Origin of the sequence: Burkholderia sola (assembly GCF_905400185.1) — a bacterium.
In the GTDB taxonomy this organism is placed as follows: domain Bacteria; phylum Pseudomonadota; class Gammaproteobacteria; order Burkholderiales; family Burkholderiaceae; genus Burkholderia; species Burkholderia sola.
Window position 1 is genome coordinate 1,801,246 of record NZ_FR989676.1, and the last position, 14,033, is coordinate 1,815,278.

The 14,033-nt window shown below is 69.4% G+C and carries 13 protein-coding genes; 7 read left to right on the forward strand and 6 right to left on the reverse strand.

What is annotated here, in order from left to right:
* Window positions 1-115: 115 nt before the first annotated feature.
* Window positions 116-988 carry a LysR family transcriptional regulator gene (locus KR541_RS24595; RefSeq protein WP_050017430.1) on the forward strand — a complete coding sequence of 291 codons (873 nt, stop codon included), beginning with the start codon at window positions 116-118 and terminating at the stop codon, window positions 986-988.
* A gap of 60 nt (window positions 989-1,048) precedes the next feature.
* Window positions 1,049-1,369, forward strand: a complete 321-nt coding sequence (locus tag KR541_RS24600) for a DUF7660 family protein (protein WP_050017431.1) — start codon at window positions 1,049-1,051, stop codon at window positions 1,367-1,369.
* 32 nt (window positions 1,370-1,401) lie between these two features.
* Here KR541_RS24600 and KR541_RS24605 read toward each other — a convergent pair whose 3' ends face one another.
* On the reverse strand, window positions 1,402-2,304 hold the full coding sequence (locus KR541_RS24605; protein ID WP_050017432.1) for a LysR family transcriptional regulator: 903 nt from the start codon (window positions 2,302-2,304) through the stop codon (window positions 1,402-1,404).
* A 99-nt stretch (window positions 2,305-2,403) separates the two neighbouring features.
* Here KR541_RS24605 and KR541_RS24610 point away from each other — a divergent pair, with 99 nt between their 5' ends.
* Window positions 2,404-3,381, forward strand: coding sequence for an NAD-dependent epimerase/dehydratase family protein (locus KR541_RS24610; protein ID WP_050017433.1), 978 nt, complete (start codon window positions 2,404-2,406; stop codon window positions 3,379-3,381).
* Window positions 3,382-3,512: 131 nt separating this feature from the next.
* Window positions 3,513-4,904 (forward strand): RtcB family protein, encoded by a 1,392-nt coding sequence (locus KR541_RS24615; protein WP_050017434.1) that lies wholly within the window; start codon window positions 3,513-3,515, stop codon window positions 4,902-4,904.
* 416 nt (window positions 4,905-5,320) lie between these two features.
* Here KR541_RS24615 and KR541_RS24620 read toward each other — a convergent pair whose 3' ends face one another.
* From KR541_RS24620 to KR541_RS24640, 5 genes are all read right to left on the reverse strand, one after another.
* A complete protein-coding gene (locus tag KR541_RS24620; protein WP_216089858.1) occupies window positions 5,321-6,022 on the reverse strand; it encodes a DUF2848 domain-containing protein in 702 nt (233 codons plus the stop codon).
* A gap of 49 nt (window positions 6,023-6,071) precedes the next feature.
* Entirely contained in the window at window positions 6,072-7,391 is a 1,320-nt protein-coding gene (locus tag KR541_RS24625) for an MFS transporter (RefSeq protein ID WP_124555970.1), read from the reverse strand.
* Window positions 7,392-7,448: 57 nt separating this feature from the next.
* Window positions 7,449-8,132: a DUF4286 family protein gene (locus KR541_RS24630; protein WP_050017437.1), complete on the reverse strand. Its 684-nt coding sequence runs from the start codon at window positions 8,130-8,132 to the stop codon at window positions 7,449-7,451.
* A 99-nt stretch (window positions 8,133-8,231) separates the two neighbouring features.
* Entirely contained in the window at window positions 8,232-9,275 is a 1,044-nt protein-coding gene (locus tag KR541_RS24635) for a LysR family transcriptional regulator (RefSeq protein WP_050017438.1), read from the reverse strand.
* Window positions 9,276-9,375: 100 nt separating this feature from the next.
* Complete coding sequence (locus KR541_RS24640) at window positions 9,376-10,167, reverse strand: SDR family NAD(P)-dependent oxidoreductase (protein WP_050017506.1); 792 nt, start codon at window positions 10,165-10,167, stop codon at window positions 9,376-9,378.
* Window positions 10,168-10,599: 432 nt separating this feature from the next.
* On the opposite strand from KR541_RS24640, the gene ypfJ reads away from it, so the two are divergent.
* The 3 genes from ypfJ to KR541_RS24655 all read left to right on the forward strand — a co-directional run bounded on the left by ypfJ (window position 10,600) and on the right by KR541_RS24655 (window position 14,019).
* Window positions 10,600-11,475, forward strand: coding sequence for a KPN_02809 family neutral zinc metallopeptidase (gene ypfJ / locus KR541_RS24645; RefSeq protein WP_050017439.1), 876 nt, complete (start codon window positions 10,600-10,602; stop codon window positions 11,473-11,475).
* A 162-nt stretch (window positions 11,476-11,637) separates the two neighbouring features.
* The gene (locus KR541_RS24650; RefSeq protein WP_089489527.1) at window positions 11,638-12,366 is read left to right on the forward strand and encodes a helix-turn-helix transcriptional regulator; all 729 of its coding nucleotides are present in this window, start codon (window positions 11,638-11,640) and stop codon (window positions 12,364-12,366) included.
* A gap of 150 nt (window positions 12,367-12,516) precedes the next feature.
* Complete coding sequence (locus KR541_RS24655; protein ID WP_050017440.1) at window positions 12,517-14,019, forward strand: aldehyde dehydrogenase family protein; 1,503 nt, start codon at window positions 12,517-12,519, stop codon at window positions 14,017-14,019.
* Window positions 14,020-14,033: the final 14 nt, after the last annotated feature.

Genomic DNA, 14,033 nt, shown 5'->3' on the forward strand with positions numbered 1-14,033 from the left:
TAGGCGATCGACGCAAGCAGGCCGTTGACTCCTTATTCTGGCCATCGCCCATGATTCGGAAAAGCGGGAAAGAGTGGTAGAATCCATCGGGTTATTCGATGGATGAGGGGTGGCGATGCGCGGTTTCGACCTGGACCAATTGCGCACTTTCGCGGCGGTCGCGGACGCCGGCAGCCTGACGGCCGCCGCGCCGCTGCTGCACCTGTCGCAATCGACGGTCAGCGAGCAGGTGCGCAAGCTCGAATCGCGCGCCGGCGTGCCGTTGTTCGTGCGCAGCAAGCGCGGCGTCGAGCCGACGCCGGCCGGCTCGCGGCTGCTGCAGCACGCGCGGCGCATCGTCGCGCTGAACGAGGCCGCGTTCGACGAGCTGCGCGGGCAGGCGATCAAGGGTGAGTTGCGCGTCGCGATCACCGACTACTACCGCACGAATGAAGTGGCGGGCATGCTGGCGCGGCTGCGCGAGTGCTACCCGCAGTTGAGCCTGCACGTGAGCGCGATGAAGAGCGCGGAGATCGAAGCGGCGCACGCACGCGGGCAGATCGATCTCGGCGTGGTGATGAACATGTCGAGCGGGCCGTTCCGGCCGGTGTCGGCCGACACGCGCTGGGTGCTGCGGCGCGAACCGCTGTCGTGGGTCGCGTCGCCGGCGCTCGCCGAGCAATTGCCCGAGCCGCTGCCGCTGGTGCTGCTGCCGGACGACTGCATGATGCATCAGGTCGCGGTGCGCTCGCTCGACGAGCAGCACACGCCGTACGTGCTCGTGCACAGCGCGTCGGGTGTCGCGGGGTTGCAGTCGATGCTCGCGGCGGGGCTTGGGGTCGGCTGCCTGTGCGCGTCGGCGATCGGCGACGGCCTGATGCGGCTCGGCACCAAATACCGGCTGCCGCCGCTGCCGGACGCGGTGTTTTCGCTGACGCCGCCGCTGCCGGGCGAGCGCGAGACCGTCACCCAGGCGCGCGAGGTGCTGTCGCGTCAACTGCTGATGTAAAACCATGCCGCGCGACACGCGGCGGCGCGTCATCGAGAGACGCGCCAGGGGGGCACAGGCATGAACGACGAACTGAAGCGCGAGATGGCCGCGAAGCTGCAGGATGCGCTGGAGCGCGTGGTCGACGAGCGTTCGCTGATCCACTTCCTGCGCGTGCTCGGCCATGACTGGCATACGGAGCGGCAGCTCGAGGCCGACTCGCCGCTGTCGCCGTACGCGCACGCGGTGCTCGGCTGGGAAAACCGTTCGATCGGCGAATACCTGGAAGCGATGATCGACTGGGCCGAGGCGTCGGAAGAGGGGCTGCGCTTCTATGACGTGCCCGACAATCCTTGGCGGCGCATCGCCGATATCCTGTTCGCCGGGAAAATCTACGAATAGCGCGCGGCCGCGCTATTCGTGCCCACGGCTTTCTACTCGGTGACCTCACCGTCCGCATACGCACGCAGCCCGTTCGCCAGTGCATCGAACACGGCGCGGCAGCGCGGGCTCGTCCGCAGGTCTTCGTGCATCACGACCCAGGTTTCCAGCCGCATCGCGGGCCCGTCGGGCAGCACGCGCACGAGCCGCGCGTCGCGTTTCGCGAGCGCCGTCTGGCAGAAGCCGATCCCGTAGCCGGCGCGGATCATCGCGAGCTGCGCGAGATTGCTGTCGGTGCGCAGCGCGAACGCTTCGCGCTTCCAGAGCGGCATGCCACGCGCCGCCGAGCGGATGAACGGCGTGACCGTATCGAAGCCGATCAGCGCGTGATGCGCGAGCGCGTCGATCGTCGCCGGCGCGCCGTGGTGCGCGAGGTAATCGTCGCGCGCATACAGCCCGACCTCGATGTCGCCGACGCGCCGCGCGACGAGTGCGTCCTGCGTGGGCGGCGCCATTCGGACCGCGATGTCGGCCTCGCGTTTCAGCACGTCCTGGATGCGGTCCGTCGGCACCAGTTCGATCACGAGCCCCGGATGGTCGCGCCGGAGCTGCGCGAGCATCGGCGGCAGCACCTCGACGGCGATCACGTCGCTGGCCGAGATCCGCACGATGCCGCGCACGCCGGCGCCGTGGCTGGCCGCCGCGCGCTCGAACGCCGCCGCCGCGCTGCGCAGTGCCTCCGCATGGCCGCGCAGCGCGAGCGCGGCCTCGGTCGGCAGCAGGCCCGACGGCGAACGCGTGAACAGCGTCTGGCCGAACGCGGCTTCGAGCGCCGCGACATGGCGGCCGGCCGTCGGCTGCGTAATGCCGAGCGCGCGCGCCGCGCCGGACAGCGAGCCTTCCGTCAGCACCGCGAGGAAGGTGCGGTAGCGTTCCCAGTTCAGATCGGTGGTCATGCATAAATGTATAGCTGATCCGACAGGTTCGGCAATTCCTTGATAGCGACCGGCGCGCCAGAATGCGTGTCGTGATGGCGCCATTCAAGGAGAGCGGCAATGTTGTCAAATGCAGGCGGGACGCAACGGCAGGCACTCGTGCTGGGCGCGAGCGGCGGGATCGGCGGGGAAGTCGCGCGGCAGTTGCGCGATGCGGGCTGGCAGGTGCGCGCGCTCAAGCGCGGGCTCGATGCCGAGGTCGTGGAGCGCGACGGCATCGCATGGGTGCGCGGCGACGCGCTGGATCGCGCTGCGGTGGTGCGCGCCGCGCGCGGCTGCAGCGTGATCGTGCATGCGGTGAACCCGCCCGGATACCGGAACTGGGCGACGCAGGTGCTGCCGATGATCGACAACACGATCGCGGCGGCCCGGACCGTGCAGGCCACCGTCGTGCTGCCGGGCACGGTCTACAACTTCGGCGTCGATGCGTTTCCGGTGCTGCGGGAAGATGCGCCGCAGCATCCGGCGACGCGCAAGGGCGCGATCCGCGTCGAACTGGAGCGCCGGCTGCAGGACGCCAGCGTGCACGGCGTGCGTTCTATCGTCGTGCGTGCCGGTGATTTCTTCGGACCGCAGCTAGGCAACAGCTGGTTCTCGCAGGGGCTGATCAAGCCGGGGCGGCCCGTTTCGGCCATCAGCGTGCCGAGCCGCGGCGTCGGCCATCAATGGTCGTATGTGCCGGACGTGGCCCGCACGATGCTCGAGCTGATCGAGCGCCGCCAGACGCTGGAGCCGTTCGCGCGTTTTCATCTGGGCGGGCATTGGGATGAAGACGGCATGCAGATGGCGCAGGCCGTGCAACGCATCGCGCAACGGCACGGCATGCGGCCGGCGCTGCGCGATTTCCCGTGGTGGCTCGTGTGGGTGGCCGCGCCGTTCGTCACGACGATGCGCGAATTGCTCGAGATGCGTTACCTGTGGCGCGAACCGATCCGGATGGACAACGCGCGTGTGACCGCGGTGCTCGGCCGCGAGCCGGTGACGCCGCTCGAGACGGCGGTGGAGGCGACGCTGGCGGGGCTCGGGTGTCTCGGGTGAGCAACGGTCGTCGCGGATGTCGCGCGGCTCTGCTATGATCCGCGCTTCCTTCCTCGACGCTGCTGCAGGAAGGTACCCACGACCGCCGGAATGCCGGAGGTCGCGTCGTACCTTTTTCATTTCCAGCAGCGATGTCTACTTTCCCTCGTCTGAAAAAAGCCTTGCAGCGGCAAGGCATCCATGTCGACCATCAGGCCGGCATCTACCATTTGCGCAATGAACAGTCGCAGGCTTCCGTGCTGCTGCCCGATTCGCTCCCGCTCGAGGAGAAGGCCGTGCAGCAACTGCTCGCGTTCGCCGCGGTCAGGTCGCCTGATGGCCACCACGGCGTCTGCAAGGCATGCGCGACGCCCGATTTCCATCCGGGCGGCGTCGCGCCGGTCGGCTCGATCGTCGCGACCGACGACGCGTTCGTGATTCCGGCCGCGATCGGCACCGACATCAACTGCGGGATGCGCCTCGTCACGACGGGTCTCAAGCGCTCGGCCCTCGCACCATTCGAAGCGGCGCTCGTCGAGCGGCTGACCCGTGCGATTCTCGCGGATCGCCGGGACGTGCCGGTCGGTGGCGACGCATTTCGCGCGCTGTTCGACGCGGGCCCGGCGGCATTCATCGACCGCGTGGCGCGGCAGGGGCTGTGGCAGCAGGTCGACCGCGACCGGCTGGCCGCTGAACTGTCGTCGTGCATCGGTCTCGCCGGGTTCGACGGCAGCGCGAAGTATGCGCCGGACGCGCACGTCGGCTCGCGCGACATGTTTCGCGACCCGAGCCTGGGCACGCCGGGCTCGGGCAACCATTTCGTCGAACTCCAGATCGTCGACGCGGTGTTCGACCGGCATGTGGCGTACCGCGCCGGGATCGCGAAGGACGATGTCGTCGTGATGATTCACAGCGGCTCGCGCGATGTCGGCTTCTACGTCGGGCGGCGCTGGATGGATCGCGCGCGTGCCGCATGGCCGGCCGGCGTCAGGCATCCGGAGAGCGGCCTGTACGGTCTGTCCGGCGAACTGGCGCGCGAATACCTCGTCGCGATGGGCACGGCCGCGCGCTATGCATGGCTGAACCGCGTCGTCCTCGCGGAAATGGTGCGCAAGGAGCTGGCGGAACTGACCGGCGCGACCGGTTCGGCGCTCGTGGTCGATGTGCCGCACAATGTCGTGCTGCGCGAGAACGGCATGAACATCCACCGCAAGGGCGCGACACCCGCGCGCGATGGCGATCTCGCGCTGATTCCCGGCTCGATGGGCGACGCGTCGTTTCTGGCCACCGGGCTCGGCCATCCCGACTGGCTGTGGTCATGCAGCCACGGCGCGGGCCGGAGCGTGCGCCGTCAGGCGTTGCGAAGGATGCGTGCCGAGCAGGCGCCCGGTACATGGCGATGCGTGACGTTGCGCGACGAACGCCGGATCGAGGAGGCGCCGGACGCCTACAAGCCGATCGGGCCGGTGATCGACGCGCAGGAGCAGGCCGGGCTGATCCGCAGTGCGGTCCGGCTGAAACCGTGGATCACGTTCAAGGCGTGACGGGCGGCGGCGCGTGCGCGTTGCGTCGCCGCCATTTTCTGCGCCAGGCGCAGCCATGCACCTCGACCGCTTTCCGGTGCATCGGGCCATGCCCGACACCGGAGGGCGTCAGACAGAATCGAAGCACCCGCGGGACAACAATTTTCCACATACCCGCATGCATCCGATGAGCATCATGTCGTCAACGTCGATCAACGGGAAACGGGGGCGAGATGTTGCACGTTGGCTGGAAAGCGTCGGTTGCGGGAGCAATCATGTTCACATTGAGCGGGTGTACCAACCTGGCCGGTGTGCTGTACTGCGGCAACTCGCAGTTCAACTTCCCGGACTATCACTGCTTTGAGTCGTACAGGTAGGAACAGGCGTCACGACCGACAGCCGTGGTGCCCGCGTCCCGTGCGGTTTTCCGCTCGCCGTCAAGCCACGACCGGCAATGCCTCGACCGCATAACGATGCGCGAGACTGCGTCCGAGCACCGGATCGTGCAGCTCCATCTCGAACGCATCGCCGTCACCCATCGTCGCGATCGTGCCGTGCACGGCGACCGTGCCGCCAAACATCGCGCAGCGCGCGGGCATCGCGCGGCGATCGCCGAACCGCTGCCACAGCGCGTCGGGGGCGAGCAGGCCGCTGACCGCGCCGTGCTGGTACGCCGTCCGCTCGCCGTCGCGCGTAATCAGCCACGAACGCATCTCGAGCGCATCCCAGTGATCGGCGACCTCCGCATGGCGCCACGCGTCGCGGCCGAGCGGCTTCGCGCACACCTGCTTCGACACGGCGACGCCGTACGCCTCGACTTCGCGATCCGTGTGATCGGAGCCGACCGTGACCAGCGTGCCGGCCGGGCTGTCGACCAGCACGCATTCGATCTCGCCGCCCGAGCGCGCGCCGAGCACGCCGATCGACGGCGCCTGCGTGAGCAGCGCCGACGACACGCGATAGAAGCACGGCGTGGTCGATGGCGGCGCGACGCCGAGCGCCGCGAGCTCGTCGATGTGCGCGCGGACCGCGGCCGGGTCGCGGCCGGCCCAGCCGGCGATCACGACGCGCTCGACGTCGACGTCGACGACGGCCGGCGCGCGTTGCAGGGAAATCACGTTGAACGACAGGGTGGGCATGCGGATATCCGTTTGATGTGCGAAGGAACGATTTGGCCGGCGGCGACGCTCAATCTTCGAGCGGCCGGTGCGCGGTCTCGCGCGCGGCGACGAGCGCGATCGACGTGACGACGAGCGCGGCGGTGACGTACAGCGACACGGCGGTCGTCGTGCCCGTCTGCCGGAACAGCGCGGCGATCATGAGCGGCGCGAAGCCGCCGCCGACGATGCCGGCGAGCGTGTACGCGAGCGACGAACCCGCATAGCGCACGCGCGTCGGGAACTGTTCGGTCACGAATGCGCCCTGCGGGCCGTACATCACCGCATGGATCACGAGGCCGATCGCGACGGCCGCGACGATCGCCGCCGGGCGCGCCGAATCGAGCAGCGTGAAAAACACGAACGCCCACACGATCCCGGCCATTGCGCCGACGAGATACACGGGCCGGCGGCCGAAACGATCCGACAGCGCGCCGAAGAACGGCACCGCGAGCGCGTTGCACGCGGTGCCGATCATCACGGCCGTCAGCGCGACGGGGCGCGACAGGTGCAGCACGGTCGTCACGTAGGTCAGCGTGAACACGACGATCAGCGCATACAGCACATCCGAACCGATTCGCGAGCCGCCCGCGATCAGCAGGCGCTTCCAGTGGTACTTCAGCACGTCGGCGACGGGCACTTCGGCGGTCGCGTGCGATTCGGCGAGCTGCTCGAACTGCGGCGTTTCGTCGACGCCGCGACGCACCCAGAAGCCGAACGCGACGAGCAGCGCGCTGGCCGCGAACGGCACGCGCCAGCCCCACGACAGGAAATTGTCGGACGTGGTCGACAGCGTGACGAGCGCGATGCAGCCGGTGCCGAGCAGCGTGCCGAACGACGGGCCGATCTGCGTCCACGACGCGGACAGCCCGCGTCGTTTCTGGTCGCCGTGCTCGACCGACAGCAGCACCGCGCCGGCCCATTCGCCGCCGAGCGCGACGCCCTGCACGAAACGCAGCGCGACGAGCAGGATCGGGCTCAGGATGCCGGCCTGCGCATAGGTCGGTAGCGCGCCCATCAGCGCGGTCGTCACGCCCATCAGCACGAGCGTGAGCATCAGCACCGCGCGGCGGCCGATGCGGTCGCCAAGGTTGCCGAACACGAAGCCGCCGAGCGGGCGCGACACGTAGCCGACCGCATAGGTCGAGAATGCGAGGATCGTGCCGGCCAGCGGATCGACCGACGGGAAGAACAGGTGGTTGAAAACGAGCGCGGCGAGCGTGTTGTAGATCGTGAAGTCGTACCACTCGAGCGACGTGCCGATCATGCTCGCGGTCGCGAGTCGGCTGTTGCGGACACGGCGGGGCGCGTGGGCGGCGGGCTGGGCGAGAGTGCTCATGGTATCGGGCAGGTCGTGACGGGTGACGGGGTGAAGCGCGGGGCCGGCGTGGGTGTCGGCGTCGAGCGTTCAGGCTGGCAGCGCGGCAGCGGCGGCCGGTTCGGTTTCGCGTCGCCGGGCGGGCAGCGGTGCGGCGGCGCGCCACAGCAGGTCGAAGGTGCGCACGTCGTCGTGTGCGGCGAGCGTGGCGGCCACGCGGCGCGTGGCGGCTGCGTCGCTGCCTTCGATCAGCACCAGCGCATCGGCGGCCGGACGGGCGGCTGCCGCGGCGCCGATCGGCGCGGACAGGTCCGGTGACGTGCGGAAGAGCCGCGCGGCGTGGATGCCCGGTTCTTGCAGCGCAGCGTCGAAACGCTCGCGCAGTTGCGGCACGTCGATGCGATCCGGCGGCAGCACGAACAGCGCGAGATGCGCGCCTTCGCCGTCGCCGGCCTCGATCGTCAGCTCGCCGACGCGCCGCTGCGTGCCCGTCATGCGTTCGAAGTTCGCGAGCGACCACGCGGTCTGCTGCGTGAATGCGCGCCGGTACGCATCGCCGTGGAACACGTCGAGCGCGTCCGTCACATACAGCGCGAGGTATCGGCGCGGACCGCCGTCGGTCGCGCGAAACCGCCGCGCATGCGTGAAGCCGGGAATCGCGACACGCTCCTGCATGTGCTCGCGGTCGTACCACGCGTTGAAATCGGCTTCGTGCGCGGGGTCGATATCCGTCCAGACGCAGAGTTGGCCGTGCGGAAGGGAAAGGCGGGTCATCGCGGGGTTCCTCGTGACGGGGATGTCAGGAACCCCAGTGTCCCGAAGAGGGCCCGCGCCCGTCCAACAAGAAAACAAATTCGCGGTGAACAGGTTTTCTTATGAGCGGCGCGGAGGGCGTTTTGCAGCGGGCGCGGCAGACGAGGCGGCTTTCGTCGTGCGCTTCGGCTTCGTTTTCGCACGCGTAGTCGTCTTTGTCGCGGTTGCGCTGCGCGCGGGCGTTGCGTCGACGCGATCGGCGGCGGCCGGCTTCGCGAGGTTCGCGGCAGCCGCCGTCGCACGCGCGACTTCGCTCGCGAGTTCCGCGATGCGCGCGGCGACCGGCAGCCCCTGGCTGCGGTACGTCGCGACGAGCGGCAGCGCCGGGAATTCCGGTTCGACGTCGAGCAGTTCGAGCGTGCCTTCGTGCAGTTCGCGCCCGATGATCGCAGGCGGCAGCGCAGCCACGCCGAGCCCGTCGGCGACGAGGCGGATCATCGCGGCGACCGACGTGATGCAGTTGATGCTGGCCGGCCGTTCGACCGCCGCGAACAGCCGCTCGATCGTCGCGTGCGGCGCCGAGTGGCGCGAGAAGCTGATGATCGGAAACCCGGCCAGGCGCGCGACGTCGAGCGGCTGGCCGCCGAGCCCGAGGCGCGGGCTCGCGGCCCAGCGCACCGGGAATTCGCCCAGCGGCAGGTTCGTGAAGTCCGGGCCCGGCACCGGATCGGTCTGCAGGATCAGGTCGACGCCGTCGGTGCTGAGCAGCCGGATCAGGTGCAGCGTCGTGTCGCTCGTGATCTCGACGTCGAGGCGCGGATAGCGCTCGCGCAGTTGCGCCATCAGCGCGGGGAACCAGCTGTGCACGATCGATTCGATCACGCCGATCCGGATCAGGCCGGCGTCGCTCGCCGCATCGATGTCGCGCCGCATTTCGCCGTCGAGCCGCACGATCCGCTCCGCGTAGGCCAGCATGCGCCGGCCCGCGGGCGTGAGCGTGGCCGAGCGCGTGTTGCGGTCGAACAGGCGCACGTCGAATGCTTCCTCGAGCGAGGCGATGCGGCTCGACACGGCGGCCTGCGTCGTGTGCAGTTTCTCGGCCGTGAGCCGGAAGTTTTCGAGCTTCGCGAGCCAGACGAAGGTTTCCAGAAACCGGATGTTCATCGAATCCCGAACGGTGAGGCGGTGCCGCGCCAGGCGGCGGATCGGGACGATGTTAATGGATTCGGAAGCGGGCAGGCACGCGTGACGCCTTCGGGTGGCGTCAAAGCCGGTCGAACGCGAGCGTCGGCACGTCGACGACCATCGCGCCGCCGTCCGCGACGAGCGTCGCGCCGGTCACGAACGACGCGTCCGGCGACGCCAGGAACGCGCAGACGGCCGCGATCTCGTCGGGATCGGCCGCGCGCCGCAGCGGCACGTCGGCGCTCACGCGGGCGTACGCATCGTCGAGCGAATCGCCGTGCGCGGCCATCAGCGGTTCCATTTCCGCATCGGCCATCGGCGTGCGGACCCAGCCCGGGCAGACGGCGTTCGCGCGCACGCCGTGCGGGCCGTAGTCGCGTGCGAGCGATCGCGCCAGCCCGAGCAGCGCGTGCTTGCCGACCGTGTAGCCGCATACGCCGGGCCCGGCCGCGAGCGCGGCGATCGACGCGACCAGCACGATATTGCCGCGCTGCGCGATCAGGTCGGGCAGGCATGCGCGTGCGCTGACGAATGCGGTATCGAGGTTCGCGTGCATCGCGTCGCGCCACTGCGCGTCGTCGGTTTCGCCCGCGCGGCCGATGCCATGGCCGCCCGCGCATGCGACGAGCGCGTCGACGCGGCCGAAGCGTTCGGCGATGCGCGGCAGGAAGCCGGCCCAGTCGGCGGGGCTGGCGGCGTCGCCGGCCAGCGCGAGCCCGCCCGTTTCGGCAGCCAGTGCGTCGAGCGGTGCCGGACGGCGACCGATCAGCACGACGCGGTCGCCACGGCGGGCAAAGCGGCGCGCGCACGCGGCGCCGATGCCGGTGCCTGCGCCGGTAATCGCGATCGTGCGGGGTGGCGGGTGCGTCATGTCGTTCTCCGGGAGGATGCGTTCCAGCCACTTTAGGCGGCGCCGGCGCGCGCCGGTATCCGCCGAAAGGATGAACGCGGGGGCCGTCCGGACGGCCGAGCCCAGCCGGCCGAGGCCCATTTTGCAAAGGCTGACGATGTCCGCCGCCGAATCGCTCTATCCTCCACATTTTTGCGATAAGCCGCGAAAGCCCGGCAAAATAGCGTGAGCGGGCGCGTGCAACGACGCGCGGCGCGTCGGCGGTCGATTCCGTCGTACGAATGGCGCGGCCAGCAAGGGTGCGGCCGGCAATGGCGCGGCAGGCCGGATCGGTGCGGCCGGGCGCCCGAAGCGCAGGTATCGCGTCCGCCGACGGCTCGTGTCGCCACGGCGTATCGCCCGGTTGCGCGCTGGCGCGGCCGGACCATCGACAAGAACAGGGAGGGGCCGGCAATGAGGCTGGACGACGAAAGAGAAAGCGCCAACGTCGAGGATCGACGCGGCGGCGGGTTCGGCGGTGGGCGCGCGACGATCGGCATCGGCACGATCGTGGTCGCGCTGGCCGCATCGTATTTCTTCGGGATCGACCCGCGCGTCGTGCTCGAAGGCGCGTCGGCGCTGCAGGGCAGGCAGCAGCAGGCGCAGCCCGCGCCGACCCAGCATCAGGGCGCGCCGGCGAACGATCCCGGCGCGGTGTTTACGCGCAAGGTGCTCGGCAATATCGAACGCACGTGGACGGGCGTGTTCAACACGCAACTGCACGCACAGTACCAACCGCCGAAGCTCGTGATGTTCACGAACTCGACGCCGACCGCGTGCGGCACCGGCCAGACCGCGATGGGGCCGTTCTACTGCCCGGGTGACCGCAACGTGTATATCGATCTCGGCTTCTACGACGAACTGCGCAAGCGTTTCGGCGCGGGCGGCGATTTCGCGCAGGCCTACGTGATCGCGCACGAAGTCGGCCACCACGTGCAGAACCTGCTCGGCATCGCCGACAAGGTCGACGCCGCGCGCCGGCGGTCGAGCCAGTCGCGTGCGAATGCGCTGTCGGTACGGATGGAACTCCAGGCCGACTGCTTTGCCGGCGTGTGGGCGAACAACGCGCAGCGCGCGAACCAGCGGCTGATGGAGCCCGGCGATTTCGAGCAGGGGCTGAAGGCGGCGGCCGCGATCGGCGACGACCGGCTGCAGCAGCAAGGGCAAGGCTACGTCGTGCCCGAAAGCTTCACGCACGGCACGAGCGAGCAGCGCGTGTACTGGCTGCGGCGCGGGATGGAGTCGGGTGAGGTGAGCGCCTGCGACACGTTCGCCGCGAACGCGCGCTGAACCAAGGCGCGCGCCCCTTCGCGCGCCCGTATCGTCCCGGTTGAACCGGCCGCCCTGGCCGGCCCGGGACGAATTGCCGATTTGTGCTCACCGGCGCTTTTCGGCGTCGGTACGCTGGCCCGGACGTCGAGATTCGATGCATTCGCGCGCCAGCCGATTCCCATGCCTACCTTGTCCGCCCCCACCGACCACGCTCCCGCCGATTGGCGACGCGCGCTGCGCGCATGCGTGGACGCGTTCGACGCGTTCGCGAGCCCGTCGGCGATCGTGTTCTACCGGCTCGACCAGAGCGGCGAGCCGGCCGATTTCGAGCTGTTCGGGATGCCGGAATCGATGCACCGCACCTATATTGCCCGCTACCGGATGCTCGATCCGCTGCATCCGTCGCGCTGCGCGGCGGGCGAATGCGTGGTCGTCACGCTCGCGTCCCAACTGCCCGACGAACGACGCGCTGCGTCCGCGTACTGGACCCGTTTTCTGCGGCGGCACGACGTGGCCGACGTCGTCGAGATCTGGCTGCGGGACGCGGGCCGGACGGTCGGCGCGTTCTCGCTGCTGCGCTTCGGCATCGGCGATGCGAACGGCAACGGCACCGCACGACGGTTCGCGCCCGGCGAGATCGACGCGCTCGCGCGGCTGCAGCCGGTCGCTGAAGCCGCGCTGAGCCCGCTGCTGCGTGCACGGCGCGGGATTCATCAGATCGCCTGCGAGGAGCGGCTTACCTACCGAGAGGAACAAATCGCGCGGCTCGTGCGCGACGGCCGCTCGAACAAGGAGATCGCGCGCGATCTCGCGCTCGGGCCGCCGACGATCAAGACGCACCTGATGCGGATGTACCGCAAGCTCGGCGTGTCGAATCGCACGGAGCTGGTCGGGGCGTTGTTCCTGTAATCGGGATCGCGCGGCACGCTGCGCGATCGTCTTGCCGATCACGCGCTGCCAATTTGCGCTCACCGGGCGTGAATCCTCGTCGATACAGTGGTCCGACACCTGCGTGCCTCACCGGCCCGCGGTCCAGCCACGACAATCAACGAGACGCCCATGAGCAACACGAACTTCGTCGCCGTCAGCGACACCGTGCGCACCTTCGTTGCGCGCGACTTCGGCCTCTTCATCGACGGTGCCATGCAGCCCGCGCACGCGGCTGCCCGGCTCGACGTGTACGACCCCGCCACGGGCGAGCGGCTCGCGACCGTCGCCGATGCAGATGAACACGACGTCGACCGCGCGGTCGCCAGCGCGAAACACGCGTTCGACGCGCGCGTGTGGAGCGGGCTGCGGCCGGCCGACCGCGAACGCATCCTGCTGAAACTCGCGGACCTGATCGAAGCCGACGCCGAAACGCTCGCGCAACTCGAAACACTGAACCAGGGCAAGTCGATTCACGTGTCGCGCGCGGTCGAAGTCGGCGCGAGCGTCGAATACGTGCGCTACATGGCCGGCTGGGCGACCAAGATCACCGGCCAGACGCTCGACGTGTCGATCCCGTTCCCGCCCGGCGCGCGCTATACGGCCTATACGCGCAAGGAGCCCGTCGGCGTGGTCGCCGCGATCGTGCCGTGGAATTTCCCGCTGATGATCGCGGTGTGGAAGCTGATTCCCGCGCTCGCGGCCGGCTGCACGATCGTGCTGAAGCCGTCGCCGGAAACGCCGCTCACCGCGCTGCGGCTCGCCGAACTGGCCCGCGAAGCCGGCGTGCCGCCCGGCGTGTTCAACGTGGTCACGGGCGGGCGCGTCTGCGGTTCGGCGCTCGCGAGCCACCCGTCGATCGCGAAGATCTCGTTCACGGGGTCGACCGCGACCGGCAAGCTGGTTGGCGCGGCGGCCGTGCAGAACATGACGCGCTTCTCGCTCGAACTCGGCGGCAAGAACCCGATCGTGATGCTCGACGACGTCGACGTCGCGCAGGCGCTCGATGGCGTCGCCGCCGGCGCGTTCTTCAACCAGGGGCAGGTGTGCGCGGCCGCGTCCCGCATCTATGTGCATCGCAGCAAGTTCGCGCAACTCGCGGACGGGCTCGCCGGCGTCGCGCAGTCGATGAAGCTCGGTGCGGGCCTCGATACGACCGCGCAGATCAATCCGCTGGTATCCGCGCACCATCGCGACAAGGTCGTCCAGCATATCGAGGGCGCGCGCCGGGCGGGCCTCACGTTCCTCGCGGGCGGCACGCCGGCCGACGATTTGCCCGGCTACTACGTGAAGCCGGCCGTGATCGCCGATCCGCACCCGGACAGCGCGATCGTCCACGACGAGGTGTTCGGCCCGGTGATCGTCGTCGTGCCGTTCGACGACGCGGCCGATGCGATACGCCTCGCGAATGCGTCGCCGTACGGCCTCGCCGCGAGCATCTGGAGCAACGACCTGACACGCGTGATGAACCTCGTGCCGCGGATCGAGGCCGGCACCGTGTGGGTGAACTGCCATATCCCGCTCGATCCGTCGATGCCGTTCGGCGGCTACAAGCAATCGGGCATCGGCCGCGAATTCGGCCAGTACGCGATCGAAGGCTTCACCGAAACCAAATCCGTCTGCATCGCGCATTGACGCGCGGGCCCATC